General features: G+C 32.6%; 15 protein-coding genes. 11 read left to right on the top strand and 4 right to left on the bottom strand.

Annotated elements, in window-relative coordinates:
• The first annotated feature begins 64 nt into the window (after nucleotides 1–64).
• Complete coding sequence (locus MARIT_RS13710; protein ID WP_024742225.1) at nucleotides 65–1,075, top strand: TlpA family protein disulfide reductase; 1,011 nt, start codon at nucleotides 65–67, stop codon at nucleotides 1,073–1,075.
• 185 nt (nucleotides 1,076–1,260) lie between these two features.
• Here the strand turns inward: MARIT_RS13710 and ahcY are convergent, their stop codons facing one another.
• Complete coding sequence (ahcY, locus tag MARIT_RS13705; RefSeq protein ID WP_024742224.1) at nucleotides 1,261–2,577, bottom strand: adenosylhomocysteinase; 1,317 nt, start codon at nucleotides 2,575–2,577, stop codon at nucleotides 1,261–1,263.
• 63 nt (nucleotides 2,578–2,640) lie between these two features.
• Here ahcY and MARIT_RS13700 point away from each other — a divergent pair, with 63 nt between their 5' ends.
• From MARIT_RS13700 to MARIT_RS13680, 5 genes are all read left to right on the top strand, one after another.
• Nucleotides 2,641–3,267 (top strand): 4'-phosphopantetheinyl transferase family protein, encoded by a 627-nt coding sequence (locus MARIT_RS13700; protein WP_024742223.1) that lies wholly within the window; start codon nucleotides 2,641–2,643, stop codon nucleotides 3,265–3,267.
• A gap of 73 nt (nucleotides 3,268–3,340) precedes the next feature.
• Complete coding sequence (pnuC, locus tag MARIT_RS13695) at nucleotides 3,341–3,973, top strand: nicotinamide riboside transporter PnuC (RefSeq protein WP_024742222.1); 633 nt, start codon at nucleotides 3,341–3,343, stop codon at nucleotides 3,971–3,973.
• The gene (locus MARIT_RS13690) at nucleotides 3,934–4,587 is read left to right on the top strand and encodes an AAA family ATPase (protein ID WP_024742221.1); all 654 of its coding nucleotides are present in this window, start codon (nucleotides 3,934–3,936) and stop codon (nucleotides 4,585–4,587) included. Before pnuC ends, MARIT_RS13690 begins: the two co-directional genes overlap by 40 nt.
• Nucleotides 4,588–4,623: 36 nt before the next feature.
• Nucleotides 4,624–5,028, top strand: coding sequence for an alternative ribosome rescue aminoacyl-tRNA hydrolase ArfB (gene arfB / locus MARIT_RS13685; RefSeq protein WP_024742220.1), 405 nt, complete (start codon nucleotides 4,624–4,626; stop codon nucleotides 5,026–5,028).
• A gap of 261 nt (nucleotides 5,029–5,289) precedes the next feature.
• Nucleotides 5,290–7,662: a TonB-dependent receptor gene (locus MARIT_RS13680; RefSeq protein WP_231975157.1), complete on the top strand. Its 2,373-nt coding sequence runs from the start codon at nucleotides 5,290–5,292 to the stop codon at nucleotides 7,660–7,662.
• Nucleotides 7,663–7,784: 122 nt separating this feature from the next.
• Here MARIT_RS13680 and MARIT_RS13675 read toward each other — a convergent pair whose 3' ends face one another.
• The gene (locus MARIT_RS13675) at nucleotides 7,785–8,279 is read right to left on the bottom strand and encodes a Dabb family protein (RefSeq protein ID WP_024742218.1); all 495 of its coding nucleotides are present in this window, start codon (nucleotides 8,277–8,279) and stop codon (nucleotides 7,785–7,787) included.
• Between the two features lie 256 nt (nucleotides 8,280–8,535).
• On the bottom strand, nucleotides 8,536–12,912 hold the full coding sequence (gene dnaE, locus MARIT_RS13670; protein ID WP_024742217.1) for a DNA polymerase III subunit alpha: 4,377 nt from the start codon (nucleotides 12,910–12,912) through the stop codon (nucleotides 8,536–8,538).
• A 24-nt stretch (nucleotides 12,913–12,936) separates the two neighbouring features.
• Here dnaE and MARIT_RS15575 point away from each other — a divergent pair, with 24 nt between their 5' ends.
• The 5 genes from MARIT_RS15575 (at nucleotide 12,937) to MARIT_RS13650 (ending at nucleotide 15,397) form a co-directional block, all read left to right on the top strand.
• Complete coding sequence (locus tag MARIT_RS15575) at nucleotides 12,937–13,077, top strand: hypothetical protein (RefSeq protein ID WP_157926295.1); 141 nt, start codon at nucleotides 12,937–12,939, stop codon at nucleotides 13,075–13,077.
• Between the two features lie 34 nt (nucleotides 13,078–13,111).
• Complete coding sequence (locus MARIT_RS13665; RefSeq protein WP_024742215.1) at nucleotides 13,112–13,303, top strand: cold-shock protein; 192 nt, start codon at nucleotides 13,112–13,114, stop codon at nucleotides 13,301–13,303.
• Between the two features lie 145 nt (nucleotides 13,304–13,448).
• Complete coding sequence (locus MARIT_RS13660; RefSeq protein WP_024742214.1) at nucleotides 13,449–13,964, top strand: 30S ribosomal protein S16; 516 nt, start codon at nucleotides 13,449–13,451, stop codon at nucleotides 13,962–13,964.
• A 14-nt stretch (nucleotides 13,965–13,978) separates the two neighbouring features.
• The gene (gene rimM, locus MARIT_RS13655) at nucleotides 13,979–14,509 is read left to right on the top strand and encodes a ribosome maturation factor RimM (protein ID WP_024742213.1); all 531 of its coding nucleotides are present in this window, start codon (nucleotides 13,979–13,981) and stop codon (nucleotides 14,507–14,509) included.
• Between the two features lie 297 nt (nucleotides 14,510–14,806).
• Nucleotides 14,807–15,397, top strand: coding sequence for a PhnA domain-containing protein (locus tag MARIT_RS13650; RefSeq protein WP_024742212.1), 591 nt, complete (start codon nucleotides 14,807–14,809; stop codon nucleotides 15,395–15,397).
• Between the two features lie 45 nt (nucleotides 15,398–15,442).
• Here MARIT_RS13650 and MARIT_RS13645 read toward each other — a convergent pair whose 3' ends face one another.
• On the bottom strand, nucleotides 15,443–16,492 hold the full coding sequence (locus tag MARIT_RS13645; RefSeq protein WP_024742211.1) for a nucleoid-associated protein: 1,050 nt from the start codon (nucleotides 16,490–16,492) through the stop codon (nucleotides 15,443–15,445).
• Nucleotides 16,493–16,548: the final 56 nt, after the last annotated feature.

The raw sequence follows: 16,548 nt of genomic DNA, 5'->3' as shown, positions 1-16,548 counted from the left end.
CTTAAAAAGGACTTTATATGCAATATAAATCCTATTTTTATCGAAAATTACAAAACCTTAAATAATGAAAAAATTAGTTTTTGCCCCATTTATTGCATTACTATTAGCCTCTTGTAAAGGAGAGCCAAAAGATTATACGACCTTCTCAGGAAAGATTGAGAATAAAAATTCAAATTCATTAACCGTAATGAATCCCGAAACTGGATATAAAAAAGTAATAACAGTTAATGAAGACGGAACTTTTACTGATACTTTAAAGATAAAAGATGGTGCTTATCCTATTTTTGATGGAAAAGAATATACTGCTGTTTATTTTAAAAAAGGAGCTGATATAAAGGTTTCTTTAGATGCTAAAAAGTTAGATCAAACAATTTCGTTTACGGGAGAGGGAGCTGAAGAAAGTAAATTTTTAGTGAAATCAACAGCATTGGAAATGAGACTTTTTACAGACCCTACTATTTTTGAGTTGCCTAAGAAAGATTTTGATGCGAAAATAAAGACTTTTGTAGCTGATTTTGATCAGAGAATAGAAAAAGAAAATTTTAAGAATGCTGATTTTGTTGCAGAGCAAAGAAGTAACATTGAAAATATAAGAAAAGAAATGGAGCAAATTTATGCTGAGAAAGCTTACATTAATGAAAAATTGGCTAAAGGTGTGGCTTCTCCTAAGTTTGTTAATTATGAAAATAACAATGGAAAAACGACATCATTAGATGATTTAAAAGGAAAGTATGTATATATCGATTTATGGGCTACTTGGTGTAATCCATGCAAGCAAGAAATTCCTCATTTAAAAGAAGTAGAAGAAAAATATCATGGTAAAAATATTGAGTTTGTCAGTATTTCTGTAGATAGAGAAAAAGATTACAATGCTTGGAAAAAAATGATCGTAGATAAAAAGATGACAGGTACTCAATTATATGCAAAGGGAGATAGGTCATTTATGAATGCATATAGAGTTTCTGGAATACCAAGATTTATTTTATTAGATCCAGAAGGAAATATCGTAGATGCGAGTGCTCCAAGACCTTCTGATCCTAATTTGGTTAAATTATTTGATTCATTGAGTATTTAAGATCATATTCATCAGTCTTAAAACTATCATCAATTAAAATATTAAAAGAAACTGTTCGGAACAACAGTTTCTTTTTTATAAAATTCAATTTCAATAAAAAAACCTCTTGTAATTTTTACAAGAGGGAATTAGAAATTGATAAATCAACTAACTATAAATAAATTAAATGCTTTTATTTATGTTTCTTAGTATCTATAATGTTCAGGCTTAAAAGGACCCTCAACAGTTACGCCGATATAAGAAGCTTGTTCTTCGCGTAGTTCCGTTAATTCAACTCCAATTTTAGCTAAATGTAACTTAGCCACCTTTTCATCTAAGTGTTTAGGTAGCATATATACTTCATTTCCGTAAGCCTCCTTGTTATTCCATAATTCAATTTGAGCTAATGTTTGGTTGGTAAATGAGTTAGACATTACAAAGCTAGGATGTCCTGTTGCGCAGCCTAGGTTAACTAAACGCCCTTCCGCTAGAATAATAATATCGTTTCCGTTTACATTATATTTATCTACTTGAGGTTTGATGGTATCTTTTGTATCTCCAAAATTACTATTTAACCAAGCCATGTCAATTTCATTATCAAAGTGACCAATATTACAAACGATTGTTTTATCTTTCATCGCTTCGAAATGACGTCCTTGAACGATATCCTTATTTCCAGTAGTTGTAATAATAATATCACTATTAGCTACTACTGTTTCAAGTTTTTTAACTTCAAACCCATCCATGGCAGCTTGTAACGCACAGATAGGGTCTATTTCTGTTACGGTAACAATACTTCCAGCACCTTTAAAAGAAGCGGCCGTACCTTTACCAACATCGCCATATCCACAAACAGTAACACGTTTACCTGCTAACATTACATCTGTAGCTCTACGAATGGCATCTACAGCAGATTCTTTACATCCGTATTTGTTGTCAAATTTAGATTTTGTTACGGAATCATTTACGTTAATGGCAGGCATAGGTAGTGTTCCATTCTTTACACGTTCATATAAACGATGTACTCCCGTAGTAGTTTCTTCAGACAAACCATTGATTCCTTCTGCTAGCTCTGGATATCTATCTAAAACCATGTTTGTTAAATCTCCACCATCATCTAAAATCATATTTAAAGGCTTTTTGTCTTCTCCAAAAAACAATGTTTGTTCAATACACCAGTCAAATTCTTCTTCTGTCATGTCTTTCCATGCATATACAGGAGTTCCAGTAGCAGCAATTGCAGCGGCAGCTTGATCTTGGGTAGAAAATATGTTACAAGAGCTCCAAGTAACCTCAGCACCTAAAGCTTGTAAAGTTTCAATCAAAACAGCTGTTTGGATTGTCATGTGTAAACAGCCTGCAATTCTAGCCCCTTTTAAAGGCTGCTCATCTTTATATTCTTCTCTAAGACTCATTAAACCAGGCATCTCAGCTTCTGCTAGTTCAATTTCTTTTCTACCCCAATCAGCTAAAGAAATATCTTTAACTTTAAAAGGTACGTATGTAGTCGATTTTGTGCTCATCTTTTTGTATATTTATTCTTCTAAATTTAGAGTCGCAAAAGTACAAAATAACTTTATAAGTCTATGCCTGTTTATAAAAGATTAACGATTAACACTACTACTAAAGTATTGATTTGGAAGATTGAAGAATCTTTTGAGGCATTATGTAAGGAGGTCGTTTTAGGTAGCGAAAGTCAAGTCCGTTTAGACAAAATGAAGTCAGAGTTGCATCAGAGAGCTTTTCTAAGTGTACGCCATTTGCTCAAAGAAGCAGGGTATAATGACGCAGATTTAATTTATGATGATTTTGGAAAACCGCACCTAAAAGATGGAAAATTTATTTCTATAACGCACTCTTTTATTTTTTCAGGAATTATAATTTCTGACGAAAAACCTGTTGGTATCGATATTGAAAAACAACGCGATAAAATTTTAAGAATAGCGCCTAAATTTACCCCTATTGAAGAATATAGAACCATTGCCAATGCTAGTGCTTTGATTAGTAAGTTGACCATTGTTTGGGGAGCTAAGGAGAGTCTATATAAAATATATGGCAAAAAGAAATTACTTTTTTTAGAGCACATCTATATTGAAGATTTTAAATTTTCTGATGCTAAAACAACTGGAGAAGTTAGGTTTGATGGCAGGTGCACAGTTTATGATGTCCATTTTTTAGAATTTGATGGTTTTACTTGTGTATATGCGTATTAGCATAGTAGGTTTTTTTATTATAAAGTTGGTATATGAATAGAACTCACTACATTTGGAGTCTTTACCAAATTATATGAACTCGATTTTTAATTACTTATTTGCCCAGTATGCAAGTTCTTCGGTAATTGATATTTCTTTGGAAGTTATTGCAATTATCTTCGGACTTTTATCTGTTTGGTTTTCTAAAAAAAACAAGATTTGGGTGTTTCCTACGGGGCTAATTAGCACTTCTATTTTCGTTTATTTATTGTTAAAATGGGGGCTTTTAGGAGATATGATGATTAATGCGTACTATTTTATAATGAGTATTTATGGATGGTATATTTGGACCCAAAAAGTAGATGAAACTCACGTAACCCCAATAAGTAGAACGACTGTTAGAGAGCAAAAAATGAGTATTTTGATTTTTATAGGAACCTTGTTTTTTGTATTCATGATCTATCGTTTTTTTGATAAATGGAATGGTTTAATAGCTTATATAGATACCGTTACTACTGCTATATTTTTTGTAGGAATGTGGTTGATGGCAAAGCGAAAAATAGAAAATTGGACTTACTGGATCATAGGTGATCTTATTTCCATTCCTCTTTATTTTTACAAAGGGTTTACATTTACAAGCTTTCAATATTTAATATTTACGTTCATAGCAATTTCAGGATATTTATCATGGAGAAAAATCTTAAACAAAAACCAGTCCATATTATAAAAGTTGTTTTATTTGGTCCAGAATCAACTGGAAAAACAACATTATCTAGGCAATTAGCTCGCTATTACAATACTGTTTGGGCTCCTGAATATGCTCGGGAGTATTTACAAAATAAATGGAATAATGAACGGAAAACATGTGAGCAAGATGATTTGATTCCTATTGCTGAAGGGCAAATGAGATTAGAAAATGAGCTAGCAGAAAAAGCTGATAAAATTTTGATTTGTGATACGGATCTACTAGAAACTAAAGTGTATTCGGAAGAATTTTATGGCGGATTCGTTGATCCTAGACTGGATGAAGCAGCCCGAGAAAATGAATATGATTTGTATTTATTAACTTATATAGATACTCCTTGGGAAGAAGATGATTTGCGAGATAGACCTGAACAACGATTGGAAATGTTTGAGGCTTTTGAAACAGCCTTAAAGAAACATCATAAAAATTATATTCTGTTAAAAGGAGATAAGGAAACTCGTTTAAAAAAAGCAACAAAGGCTATTGATGTTATTTTGGAGTCTTCTAAAAACCTGCATTCATTTTCTGATACGCTAATAGATGTAGATATGCATTTCTTGCATCAGGGGATAAATCCTTTTAATTTAGATTATTAAAGGTATTTTTGTGAGCACTAACATATAAAGAGTATAATGAATATTGAGAACCTTATAAGAGAACTTCAATTCAAAGCTGTTAGAAGCTCTGGAGCAGGGGGGCAGCATGTTAACAAGGTATCTTCTAAAGTAGTACTGTCTTTTGATTTGCACAGTAGTCTGTCATTATCGTCAGAGGAAAAAGAATTAATATCAAGGCGCTTAAAAAATAGACTTACTAAAAGTAGTTGTATTGTGTTGGAATGTGGTGAAACCCGCAGTCAGTATCGAAATAAAGAAATTGTTATACAACGTTTTATAGCGCTTATAAAAATAGCACTTACTGCAACAAAAAGAAGAAAAGCAACCAAGCCAACTAAAGCTTCTGTAAGAAAAAGATTACAAAAGAAGCAAACCACTTCTTTAAAAAAGCAGTTGCGTCAAAAACCAAGAATTGATTAAATTTATGGTTTCTTTGCTTATTATATCAAAAATCCGTTATACATTTGCTGCGTTCTCATAAAGGGGTGCTTTTATAAATATACTATTTAGACAAGGCTGAGATCATACCCAATGAACCTGGGCAAGTAATGCTGCCAAGGGAATGTAAACGTTTATAAATACCATACATAGGTGTTTTTAATCAGTTGTAAAAACTAATTATTCAAACAATAGGATAATTACCTCTTTTTATTCGCTTTTATTTTATTAGAAATGAGACCGATGTCTTTTATTAAAAAAGTGAAGATAGTAACTTTTTTAGTTTTATTATTTGCTGTATTGGAAGTCAATGCGCAAACTTTTATGCTCTCAGGAAAAGTCGTTAATGAATCAGGAACACCTTTAGTAGGAGCTTCTATACTTATTGAAGATTTAGGTAGAGGAGGTGCAACGGGTTTTGATGGTAATTTTCAATTAGCGCTTCATAAAGGAACTTATGCGCTAAAAGTGTCTTATATAGGCTTTAAGACAATTGATAAAATAGTAACTGTGAGTCGAGATATGCGAATAAATATTGTGTTAGCTCCTAATCAAAATTTTTTAGATGAAGTTTTGGTTTCTGCTGTTCGTGTAAAGGCTGATGCCCCTGTTAGTCATTCCAATCTCACAAAAAAAGAAATAGCTAAGCGTAACTTGGGACAGGATATTCCTATTTTGATGAAATACTTGCCCAATGTTATTTCGTCTTCAGACGCTGGGGCGGGTATTGGTTATACATATATGCGTGTGCGTGGATCTGATGCCTCTAGAATAAATGTTACTGTAAATGGAATTCCTTATAATGATGCCGAAAGTCAAGGAACTTTTTGGGTAAATATGGGAGATTTTGCTTCCTCTACGCAAAGCTTACAATTGCAAAGGGGGGTAGGTACTTCTACTAATGGCTCAGGAGCTTTCGGGGCTAGTTTAAATATACTAACAGATGCTATTTCTGAAAAATCTGGTGGAGAAATTTCAAATGCTTTTGGTTCGTATGGTACTCGAAAACATACTGTAAAATACACTACAGGTAAACTGAATGATCATTTCGAATTATCAGGAAGGTTTTCTAATATTTATTCTGATGGTTATGTGGATAGGGCTTTTACTGATTTGAAATCGTACTTCTTGCAGGGAAATTATACGGATGATAATACCTTAGTTAAAGCACTGGTTTTTGGAGGGAAAGAGCAAACTTACCAAGCTTGGGCTGGATTAAACGCTACTCAATTGAAAGAAAATCGTCGCCAGAATCCTTATACGTATGAGAACGAAACAGATAATTATCAGCAAGATCATTATCAAGTGCATTGGAATGAAAAATTGAATAGCAAATGGAGTACTAATGTCAGTTTGAATTATACTAGAGGAAAAGGCTACTTCGAGCAGTTTAAGGAAAAAGAAAAGGCTGAAACTTTTAATAATTTAATTGTTGATGATAGTGATGTTATTGTGAACCGTTGGCTAGATAATCATTTTTATGTTGCTAATGGAACTTCAACCTATAAAAGTGAGAAGGTTGAATTTGTATCAGGACTCTCGTATAGTAATTATAAGAACGATCATTATGGAGAGGTAATCTGGGGAAGTGATTTGGCTGCTAATACAAGGATTAGGGATCGCTATTATGAAAGTAGTTCAAAAAAAACAGATTGGAATATTTTTTCGAAGGTTATTTTTAACCTTTCAGATCGTGTAAAAGCATATATAGATATGCAAGGGAGATTTGTTAATTATAAAACTGTTGGATTGACCTCTAAGCGAAAGCCAATTAATGTGGATACTAATTTTAATTTTTTCAATCCCAAAGCAGGAATTACGTATGACTTAGATAATCAAAATAGCTTTTACCTTTCTTATGCTAGGGCTAATAGAGAGCCTAATAGAAATGATTTTGAAGGAGGAACTACACAACATGAAAGTTTACATGATTATGAGTTAGGTTGGAGATTGAAGAATGATGTTGTTAAATTAAGTACCAATGTTTATTTGATGGATTATCAGAATCAATTGGTTTTAACTGGAGCTATTGATGATGTGGGAGGGTTTATTAGGGCAACTAGTGGTGAGAGTTATCGCTTAGGGCTAGAGGTTGATGCAGATATTATGCTATCAACACAAGTAAAAATGCAACCTAATATTGCATTTAGTCAGAATAAAAATAGAAACTTCTACGCTCTTGTAAATGGAACTTTGGAAAATTTAGGGAACACTACTATTTCAAATTCGCCTAGTATGGTTTTTGGAAATACGTTTGTATATCAACCAACTTCTAATTTACAATTGGCTTTTTTATCTAAATATGTAGGAGATCAATATATGGGGAATTTGCAAGGCAGAATTTCTGATTCAGACAAGCTTGAAGATTATTTTACAAGTGATTTTAATATCGTTTATGAAATTAAAACGAATAAAATTTTTAAATCTATTGTATTAACGGGGCTAGTTAATAATATTTTTAATAAGAAATATGTTGATAGAGGGTATTATTATACCTACGAATACGATGTTGAAGACGACTTAGGAAATATTATAGGGGAAGCAACAGGTGATGGAGCTGGTTATTACCCACAGGCAACAAGAAACTTTTTATTAAGTGCAACATTAAAGTTCTAACTAACCGAACTTTTACAAACCCCCGAACTTGTTCGGGGGTGTTTTTAATAGTGTTATTGCAAATCAGCGCTATATATTATTCTTAACTGTTAGAGTTCTTAAAAATGAATAGCTATACCTGATTAATATTTTAAAACATAGTCAAAAACTAAGACACCTCCATTGGCATTTTCAAGATCTAAAAATGGTCCCACGAAATTTTTAAAAGCGTCATGTTGAGGGTCAAAGGTACCAGGAGCTGTTAAAAAAGGCTTCCCTACATAATAATCTCTATCTGCAAGAGAATTAAAAGTCACAAGAAAAGCAATTTCATAGTCTTTATCAACGCCTTCCTTACTATTTTGATTTCCATATTCAATGGAATGGATGTATTTCTTTCCATTCTTGGTAGCATTTCTTAAATCTGTAAATCTTTTTATAACTTCATTTCGCTCAGAAGTGGTAATGCTTTCTTTGAATTTAAATAATACAATATGCCTTATTTTTCCTTCTAAAAGTTCATGGTTCATTTCATGGGTGTTGTTATTGATATCTTCATCAGATGAAGAGCAGCTAATTGTTAATGTAATTAGAAGGGTTACAATAAAAAAACGGATTGTAGAAATTTTTTTTTTCATAATACTTGATTTTATTAAGTTATAAATTTGAACACAAATAAAGCACTATGTAGTTGTTTAGGAAGATAAATGTTTAATAAGAGGGAAAATAGATAGTTTAAAAGGGAAATTTTAACTTCAAAGTATTCTGAAATAAGTAAATAGTATGAGAAAAGCCTTAGGAAAATAAGTTTTCTTAAGGCTTTTGGTATTTTTTTAAGCAAATAAAAGCAATTTAGACGCCACTTACTTTTCTTTATAGGTTCATTGTTAAAAGTTAATTTAATTTATAATTAATAAACTGCTCATCTAGGGCTTTTAAAAATTCATTTGAAATTTTAACTTTAGTATTTCTACTGGGGAGGTTCAATTCAATTTTTTCGTCAGCATCCCAAATGGTAAAATACAAGTTTTGAGTTCCTCTGTTTAAAACAATTAAGTGCTGCAAGTCTTTGATAAAATTTTCTTTCAATTGGTGCAGTGGAATTTTTAGGGTTAGTTTTTTACACATTTCATCCATGATGTCATGTAATAACTTAAAATCAGTAAATTTTAATCGAGGTTCTCCCCGTACCCCATCTTTATTAACCCACCCTGGTTGTACGGTAGTTTTTATAAATAAGAAAGAATTTGGAACCAAATAGTGCTTAAATTTTAAGTAATCTTCTCCAAACACTCTAAACTCGTAGCTATCATTATAGTCTTCTATAGTAAACATGGCCCAGCCTTTTCCCATTTTAGATACGCGGTGTTGTACATCTGATAAAATACCAGCAAAAGAGAGGTTTAGTCCTTCATACTTTTTTAAATCATCTTTAAAATTGGAGATGACAGCATTGCAAAATTTTAGTTCATTTTTAAAATCATCTAAAGGATGTGCAGAGATATACATTCCAATTACTTCCTTTTCTTTACCAAGTAGTTCCATTGTACCCCAAGTATCACAAACAGGAATTATAGGTTCAGGCAATTCTATTTCAGAAGCTTCTCCAAATAAAGAAACCTGTGATGAATTTTGACTTTCTTGGAATTTGTTACCATAACGAATTGCTTTTTCCAGGAAAGTTTGTCCTTTTTCATCAGTTACATAATATTGTGCTCGATGTGTATTTGTAAACGAATCAAACCCTCCGGCAAGTACGAGTCCTTCGAAAGCTTTTTTATTAGCAGCTCGTAGATCAATACGTTTTGCAACATCAAAGATAGATTTATAGGGGCCATTTTCTTGTCGTTCATCAATAATTGCCTTTACAGCTCCAGACCCTACTCCTTTAATAGCTGCCATTCCAAAGCGAACAGCTCCTTGGTCATTTACTGAAAATTTTAAATAAGATTCATTCACATCTGGGCCCAATACATCGAGTCCCATGCGTTTTGATTCTTCCATAAAAAACGAAACAGATTTAATGTCATTCATATTATTAGAAAGAACAGCAGCCATATATTCAGCAGGATAGTGCGCCTTTAAATAGGCTGTTTGATAAGCAATCCAAGCATAACAAGTAGAGTGAGACTTATTAAAGGCATATGAAGCAAAAGCTTCCCAGTCTGTCCATATTTTTTCTAATTTTTCAGGATCATGCCCATTAGCACTTGCTTGATCTACAAATTTAGGTTTCATTTTAGCCAAGACTGCAATTTGCTTTTTACCCATAGCTTTACGCAATACATCGGCTTCTCCCTTAGTAAAATCAGCTAGTTTTTGAGACAGAAGCATTACTTGCTCTTGATATACTGTAATGCCATAGGTTTCTTTTAAGTATTCCTCCATAGCAGGTAAGTCATACTCAATTTCTTCATCTCCATGCTTTCTTCTAATAAATGAAGGAATGTATTCTAAAGGACCAGGTCTATATAAAGCATTCATGGCGATTAAATCAGCGAAAACAGTAGGTTTTAGTTCTCGCATATATTTTTGCATTCCTGGAGATTCATATTGAAATATACCAACGGTTTCTCCTCTCTGGAACAACTCATACGTTTTAAGATCATCAATAGGGAAATTCTCAGGGTCTAAATCAATATTATGTCTTGCTTTGACAATTTTAACGGTATCTTTAATTAGGGTTAATGTTTTTAATCCTAAGAAATCCATTTTTAATAACCCAGCGCTTTCTACAACAGAATTGTCAAACTGAGTAACATACATATCAGAGTCTTTGGCAAGAGAAACAGGTACGAATTTAGTAATATCATCAGGAGTAATAATAACCCCACAAGCATGAATTCCTGTGTTTCTAACAGACCCTTCTAATATTCTAGCTTTATTAATTGTTTCTGCTGTTAAGTCAGCTCCGCTAGATAGGCGTTTAAGTTCATTAACGAGCTCAATTTCTTCAGAACGAAGCTTTTCTTTTAGGCCGCTTTCATCCAGAGAAAAAATCTTTTTTAATTTCATCCCAGGAATTAATTTAGCAATTCGATCAGCCTCAAAAAGAGGAAGGTCTAATACACGCGCAGTATCTCTAATAGAAGATTTAGCAGCCATAGTACCATAAGTAATAATTTGTGCTACCTGATTGGCTCCATACTTTTTAATTACATAATCCATAACACGTCCACGTCCTTCATCATCAAAATCAATATCAATATCGGGCATGGATACACGTTCAGGGTTTAGGAAGCGCTCAAAAAGAAGATCATATTTAATAGGATCAATATTCGTAATCCATAAGCAGTATGCTACTACACTACCAGCAGCAGATCCCCTTCCTGGTCCCACAGAAACATCCATATTTCGTGCTTCGCGAATAAAATCTTCTACAATTAAGAAATATCCCGGATATCCTGTTTTTTCAATTACTTCAAGTTCAAAGTCCAAACGTTCTCTAATACTTTCCGTAATTTCTCCATAGCGTTTTTTAGCACCTTCATAAGTTAGATGGCGTAAGAAGTTGTTCTCTCCCCGCTTACCGCCATCTTCATTATCTTTTTCATCTCTAAATTCTTGTGGGATATCAAAAGCAGGCAATAGTACGTCGCGAGCTAATGTGAAAGGTGCTATTTTATCTACAATTTCTTGAATATTGATGATTGCTTCAGGAAGGTCGGCAAAGAGTGTTTTCATTTCTTCTGAAGATTTGAAATAATACTCATCATTAGGAAGTCCGTATCGGTATCCCCTTCCTCTTCCTTTTGGAGTTGCTTGTTTTTCACCATCTTTAACGCAAAGTAAAATATCATGCGCATTAGCATCTTCTTTTTCAAGATAAAAGGTATTGTTTGTAGCAACGGTTTTTATCTTGTGTTTTGTTGCAAACTTTAAGAGCGTTTCATTTACGACCCTTTCATCTTCTTGATCATGACGCATTAATTCAATATACAGATCATCGCCAAATTCTTGTTTCCACCAAAGAAGTGCTTCTTCTGCTTGCGTTTCTCCTACATTTAATATTTTACTAGGAATTTCTCCGTATAAATTTCCTGTTAAAACAATAATATCTTCTTTATATTTTTTTATAATTTCTTTATCAATTCTAGGGATGTAATAAAATCCATCAACAAACGCAATAGAAGACATTTTTGCTAAGTTGTGGTATCCATTTTTATTTTTAGCTAATAAAACAATTTGATATCCATTATCTTTTTGACTTTTATCAGTATGATTTTGACAAACATTTAGTTCGCAACCAATAATAGGTTTTAAAATTTGAGCATTAGGAGTTTCTCCTTTTTCAATAGCTTCTTTATTGGCAGCTTCTGCAGCTTTATTATGACTCAATACTTCTTGTACGAAATGGAAGGCAGCCATCATATTTCCAGTATCTGTCATAGCAACAGCGGACATATGATCTTTGGCAGCTGCTTTTACAATGTTTCCTATTTGTATGGTAGATTGTAATACTGAATATTGTGTATGGTTGTGCAGGTGGGCAAACTGAACATCTTTTAGTTTAGCAAGTCCTTCAGAAGTATTAATAGTAGTTTCTCCACCTTTTTCTTGAGTTATCCTTTGGCGAATTTTTTCACTCTCCTTTTTTAAATTCAGGTGCTTTAAACCAATAACCTTAATAGGCATGGGGTTTGCTTCAGTGTATTTCTCGAAATAATCAGAAGGAACATCTAGTGCTTCTTCTGTATATTGTCTTAAACGAATAAGTTCAAGGAAACACCTTGTAGTAGCTTCAACATCTGCTGTGGCATTATGTGCCTCTCCAAACCCTACGCCAAAAAGATGATGATGTAATTCCGTAAGTGTAGGAAGCTTAAATTTTCCTCCACGTCCTCCAGGTATTTGACACATTTGAGCGGTATGTTCCGTACAAGTATCCAATACAGGTAGTTCCGTTAAGTTATTAGAAACTCCTAAACGATGAAATTCACAGCCCATAATGTTTACATCAAAGCCTACATTTTGCCCTACAATAAATTTCGCTTTTTTTAAAACCGCGTTGAATAATTCTAGCCCTTCTGTTAAAGAAATACCCTGTTCTTCTGCTAGATTTGTAGAAATACCATGAATACGTTCTGCATCAAAAGGAATATTAAATCCATCTGGGCGAATTAAAAAATCATTATGCTCAATTAAATTTCCTAATTCATCATGCAATTGCCATGCTATTTGAATACATCTAGGCCAGTTGTCTGTATCAGTAATAGGAGCATTCCAACTTTTTGGTAAACCAGTTGTTTCCGTGTCAAAAATCAAATACATAATAAGCAGTTTTCGTGAAAAAAAGTGTCAAAAATTGGAGGTAAAATTACAAAAATAAGGTGGATGTCTGGTGAAAAGATATTAACGGCTTTAGCGCTTCTTGAAATAAAAATAAAACTAGGTGTAAAATATATTTTTTTTAGAGGAGGTAACTCGAATATATAAGCTACATTTGTGTTTTAATATAATATTTTTTACAATGAAACAAGGAACAATAAAGTTCTTTAATGAATCTAAAGGTTTTGGATTCGTTACTGAGTCAGGATCAAACACAGAATACTTTGTGCACGTATCAGGACTAATCGATGAGGTTAGAGAAGGTGATACTGTTGAATTTGACTTAAAAGAAGGAAGAAAAGGATTAAACGCTGTAGACGTTAGAGTAATTTAATATACAACATCATTTAATTTTAAGAAAGAGCTTGATTATCAAGCTCTTTTTTTGTGTGCATTATTCCTGTGTGATAAGGAATTTTTTAATACATTTGCAGCCTTATATTAATAATCAAGGTCGCGAACCTTAAAAATTAAGAATTATGCCTGTAAAAATTAGATTACAAAGACACGGTAAAAAAGGAAAACCATTTTATTGGGTAGTAGCTGCTGATTCAAGAGCTAAAAGAGACGGTCGTTTTTTAGAAAAGATTGGAACTTATAACCCAAACACTAATCCTGCAACTATTGAGTTAGATGTGGATAGTGCTGTGAAATGGTTGCAAAACGGAGCTCAGCCTACTGATACGGCAAGAGCATTATTATCTTACAAAGGAGCTTTATTGAAAAACCACTTAGCTGGAGGAGTAAGAAAAGGCGCTTTAACTGAAGAGCAAGCAGCAGCTAAATTTGAAGCTTGGTTAGAAGAAAAAGAAGGTAAGGTATCAACTAAAGAAGCTGATTTAGCTAAAGCCAAAGAAGCAGCTAAAGCAAAAGCATTAGAAGCTGAAAAAGCAGTTAATGAAGCTAGAATTGCAGCGGCTGTTCCTGCTGTAGAAGAAGAAAGCGAAGCTACTACAGAGGAAGCTCCTGAAGCAGCAGCTAAAAGCGAGGAGTAAAAAATATAACGATTATGCGTAAAGAAGATTGTTTTTATTTAGGCAACATCGTTAAAAAACACAGTTTTAAAGGGGAAGTCGTTATCAAGTTAGATACTGACGAGCCTGAACTCTATAGAAATATGGAATCAGTTTTTGTCGATTTAGGCAATAATCTGATTCCATTTTTTATTACAAAGAGTTCTTTGAGTAAAGGAACTTTATTACGTGTTAAGTTTGATGATGTTTCTACAGAAGAAGACGCAGAAGCGATATTGAAAGCAGGAGTGTATTTACCGATGTCTTTATTGCCAAAGTTAACAGGAAATAAATTTTATTACCATGAAGTTATTGGTTTTACTATTATAGATGTTGCTTACGGAGAGGTAGGAACAATAGTTCATATTAATGATAAAGCAGCACAACCTTTATTTGAAATAGAAAAGGGGAATCATGAAATTTTTATACCAATGATAGATAACTTTATTAAGAAAGTTGATAGAGATCGTCGTATTATTGAAGTAGAAACTCCCGAAGGATTGATAGATTTATACATGCAAGAATAGGTGTAACTTTATAAGGCTATCTCTTACTTTTTTAAGAGCATAAGATTTTTCTTGTGTTCGTAACTTATTTAAAATTAACATTGTAAAAAGAAACTTGGAAGCTTTCCGTTTGAGCTTGCAAAAGGCTGTATTTGTTTTTTACAACCAGTGTAAAAAATAGGAAGACTTATTTTATATCGTGAAATTTACAAATGACCGTTGGTATTAATTAAGCTGTTGTTTTCTTTACAAAATAATTTTATAGGAATAAGTAGGTCAATTTAAAATGGTATTTTTGTAAGACTTAAATTTTAAGAAATGAGTTTACTAGAAGAATTGCAAGATAGAAGCGGTAAAAAGTGTGAATTATGTGCTGCTACTACGAATTTGAATATATATGAAGTTCCTCCAATTTCGACAGGAGGGGTAGATGGCAGTTTATTAGCTTGTGAGGTATGCGTGGCGCAAATTAATGATGCAGATAAAACAGATGCAAATCATTGGAGGTGTTTAAATGATAGTATGTGGAGTGAATTTAGAGCCGTAAAGATTATTGCTTGGAGGATGCTATCTCGATTAAAAAAGGAAGGGTGGCCACAAGACTTGTTAGATATGTTGTATTTAGAAGATGCTGATTTGCGTTTTGCAGCTGCTACAGGAGAAGGGCTGGATGAAAGCGAGAAGGTAATTCATAGAGATGCTAATGGAGCTATTTTGCAAGCAGGAGATTCGGTTGTGCTAATTAAAGATTTAAAGGTAAAAGGTTCTAGTATGGTGGCAAAGCAAGGAACCGCAGTTCGTAGAATATCTTTAGATCGTGAGAATGCAAAATATATTGAAGGAAAGGTAGGTGCTACGCAAATTGTGATTGTTACGGATTATGTAAAGAAAATGGCAGAAAAGGAATAAATTTAATAAAAAAGGTTCCGTAATTAACTACGGAACCTTTTTTACTTATTTTTCATCGTTAAAATAGACCTTGTAAAATTTCATTTTTTTATCCTCATCATATCCTTTTTCAAGATATTCAGAAGAAGCATCAGGTGCGTCAATATCTATTTTAATTTGGATATTGGTGTCTAATTTAATTTCTGTTTTAAATTTACTTTTTTCTTTCTTTAAAACAGCATCAGATACATCAAAATTATTTCGTATTAATACATCATTTAATTTTTCAAAGTGTTTTTTATAATCTTCAAATAAATCTTTATGTTTATCTTCTTGAAAAACTTCCTGTTTAAAATCATGATAATCTACACTTTCATGTTCTTTAAAATAATCAACGGTATTGGCTAAAAAATTACTTTGCTCTTGCTTTCCGAATTCTGGTTGTATGATGTTTTCGGAAAAATCTTTACACATTTCTAAATAATGTTGCGTGTGTAAATTTCGATCATCTGCATACTTTACATTTAAGAAATTTTTAATCCAATATTGCGCATCGTAATTATTATTATCAACGCTTAAAATAACAGGCCCTTCAGTGTCAGAAGAGTTTAAGATAAGACAGCCTTTGTCTAGTTTTTTGGTACTGATTCCTTTTTGAACAACCACATCAAAGCTATCATCTTCCAAATAGGTTTGAAAAAAATCTACTTTACTTTCAATTTTAAAAATACCAACGGCCTCTGTAAGTACATCTTTATACTCAAGTCCTTCGAAATAAGCAACCAGCACATCCCCTTTTTTTATTTGAGCGGAGTTTGATTGTTCATATAAATGATTGACAATATTTTTAGAATGCTCTATAAATGACGCTTCGTCTTCAAAAATTTCAGAAGTATAATTATTTATTTCATTTAATCGAACGTCAGCATGATGATTAAAACGGTAACTCTGTGTTACATTAGCAAAAGGTTTTAACAAGAAAGGCATTAGTAGTTCGTAGCTTTCTTCATCAAAACGAACTAAATTTTCTGATAACGTATTTTGTCCACTATTGTATTTATTAGCAACTTTATGAATAATACATTTATTAAGTTCAGCGCGTGTTCTTTTAATCATTTTATAAATTTTGGTTCACAAAAATAAGTATTTTAGTATCGTTAAAAATAATAGAA

Source organism: Tenacibaculum maritimum NCIMB 2154 (assembly GCF_900119795.1).
GTDB lineage: Bacteria > Bacteroidota > Bacteroidia > Flavobacteriales > Flavobacteriaceae > Polaribacter > Polaribacter maritimus.
Note: the sequence above shows the minus strand (reverse complement) of the source record. Positions and strands in the feature narration are given on the sequence as shown.

Coding starts and splice junctions, on each gene's coding strand:
- MARIT_RS13710 (WP_024742225.1), top strand. CDS start 65: ATGAAAAAATTAGTTTTTGCCCCATTTATTGCATTACTATTAGCCTCT.
- ahcY (WP_024742224.1), bottom strand. CDS start 2,577: ATGAGCACAAAATCGACTACATACGTACCTTTTAAAGTTAAAGATATT.
- MARIT_RS13700 (WP_024742223.1), top strand. CDS start 2,641: ATGCCTGTTTATAAAAGATTAACGATTAACACTACTACTAAAGTATTG.
- pnuC (WP_024742222.1), top strand. CDS start 3,341: ATGAACTCGATTTTTAATTACTTATTTGCCCAGTATGCAAGTTCTTCG.
- MARIT_RS13690 (WP_024742221.1), top strand. CDS start 3,934: ATGGAGAAAAATCTTAAACAAAAACCAGTCCATATTATAAAAGTTGTT.
- arfB (WP_024742220.1), top strand. CDS start 4,624: ATGAATATTGAGAACCTTATAAGAGAACTTCAATTCAAAGCTGTTAGA.
- MARIT_RS13680 (WP_231975157.1), top strand. CDS start 5,290: ATGTCTTTTATTAAAAAAGTGAAGATAGTAACTTTTTTAGTTTTATTA.
- MARIT_RS13675 (WP_024742218.1), bottom strand. CDS start 8,279: ATGAAAAAAAAAATTTCTACAATCCGTTTTTTTATTGTAACCCTTCTA.
- dnaE (WP_024742217.1), bottom strand. CDS start 12,912: ATGTATTTGATTTTTGACACGGAAACAACTGGTTTACCAAAAAGTTGG.
- MARIT_RS13665 (WP_024742215.1), top strand. CDS start 13,112: ATGAAACAAGGAACAATAAAGTTCTTTAATGAATCTAAAGGTTTTGGA.
- MARIT_RS13660 (WP_024742214.1), top strand. CDS start 13,449: ATGCCTGTAAAAATTAGATTACAAAGACACGGTAAAAAAGGAAAACCA.
- rimM (WP_024742213.1), top strand. CDS start 13,979: ATGCGTAAAGAAGATTGTTTTTATTTAGGCAACATCGTTAAAAAACAC.
- MARIT_RS13650 (WP_024742212.1), top strand. CDS start 14,807: ATGAGTTTACTAGAAGAATTGCAAGATAGAAGCGGTAAAAAGTGTGAA.
- MARIT_RS13645 (WP_024742211.1), bottom strand. CDS start 16,492: ATGATTAAAAGAACACGCGCTGAACTTAATAAATGTATTATTCATAAA.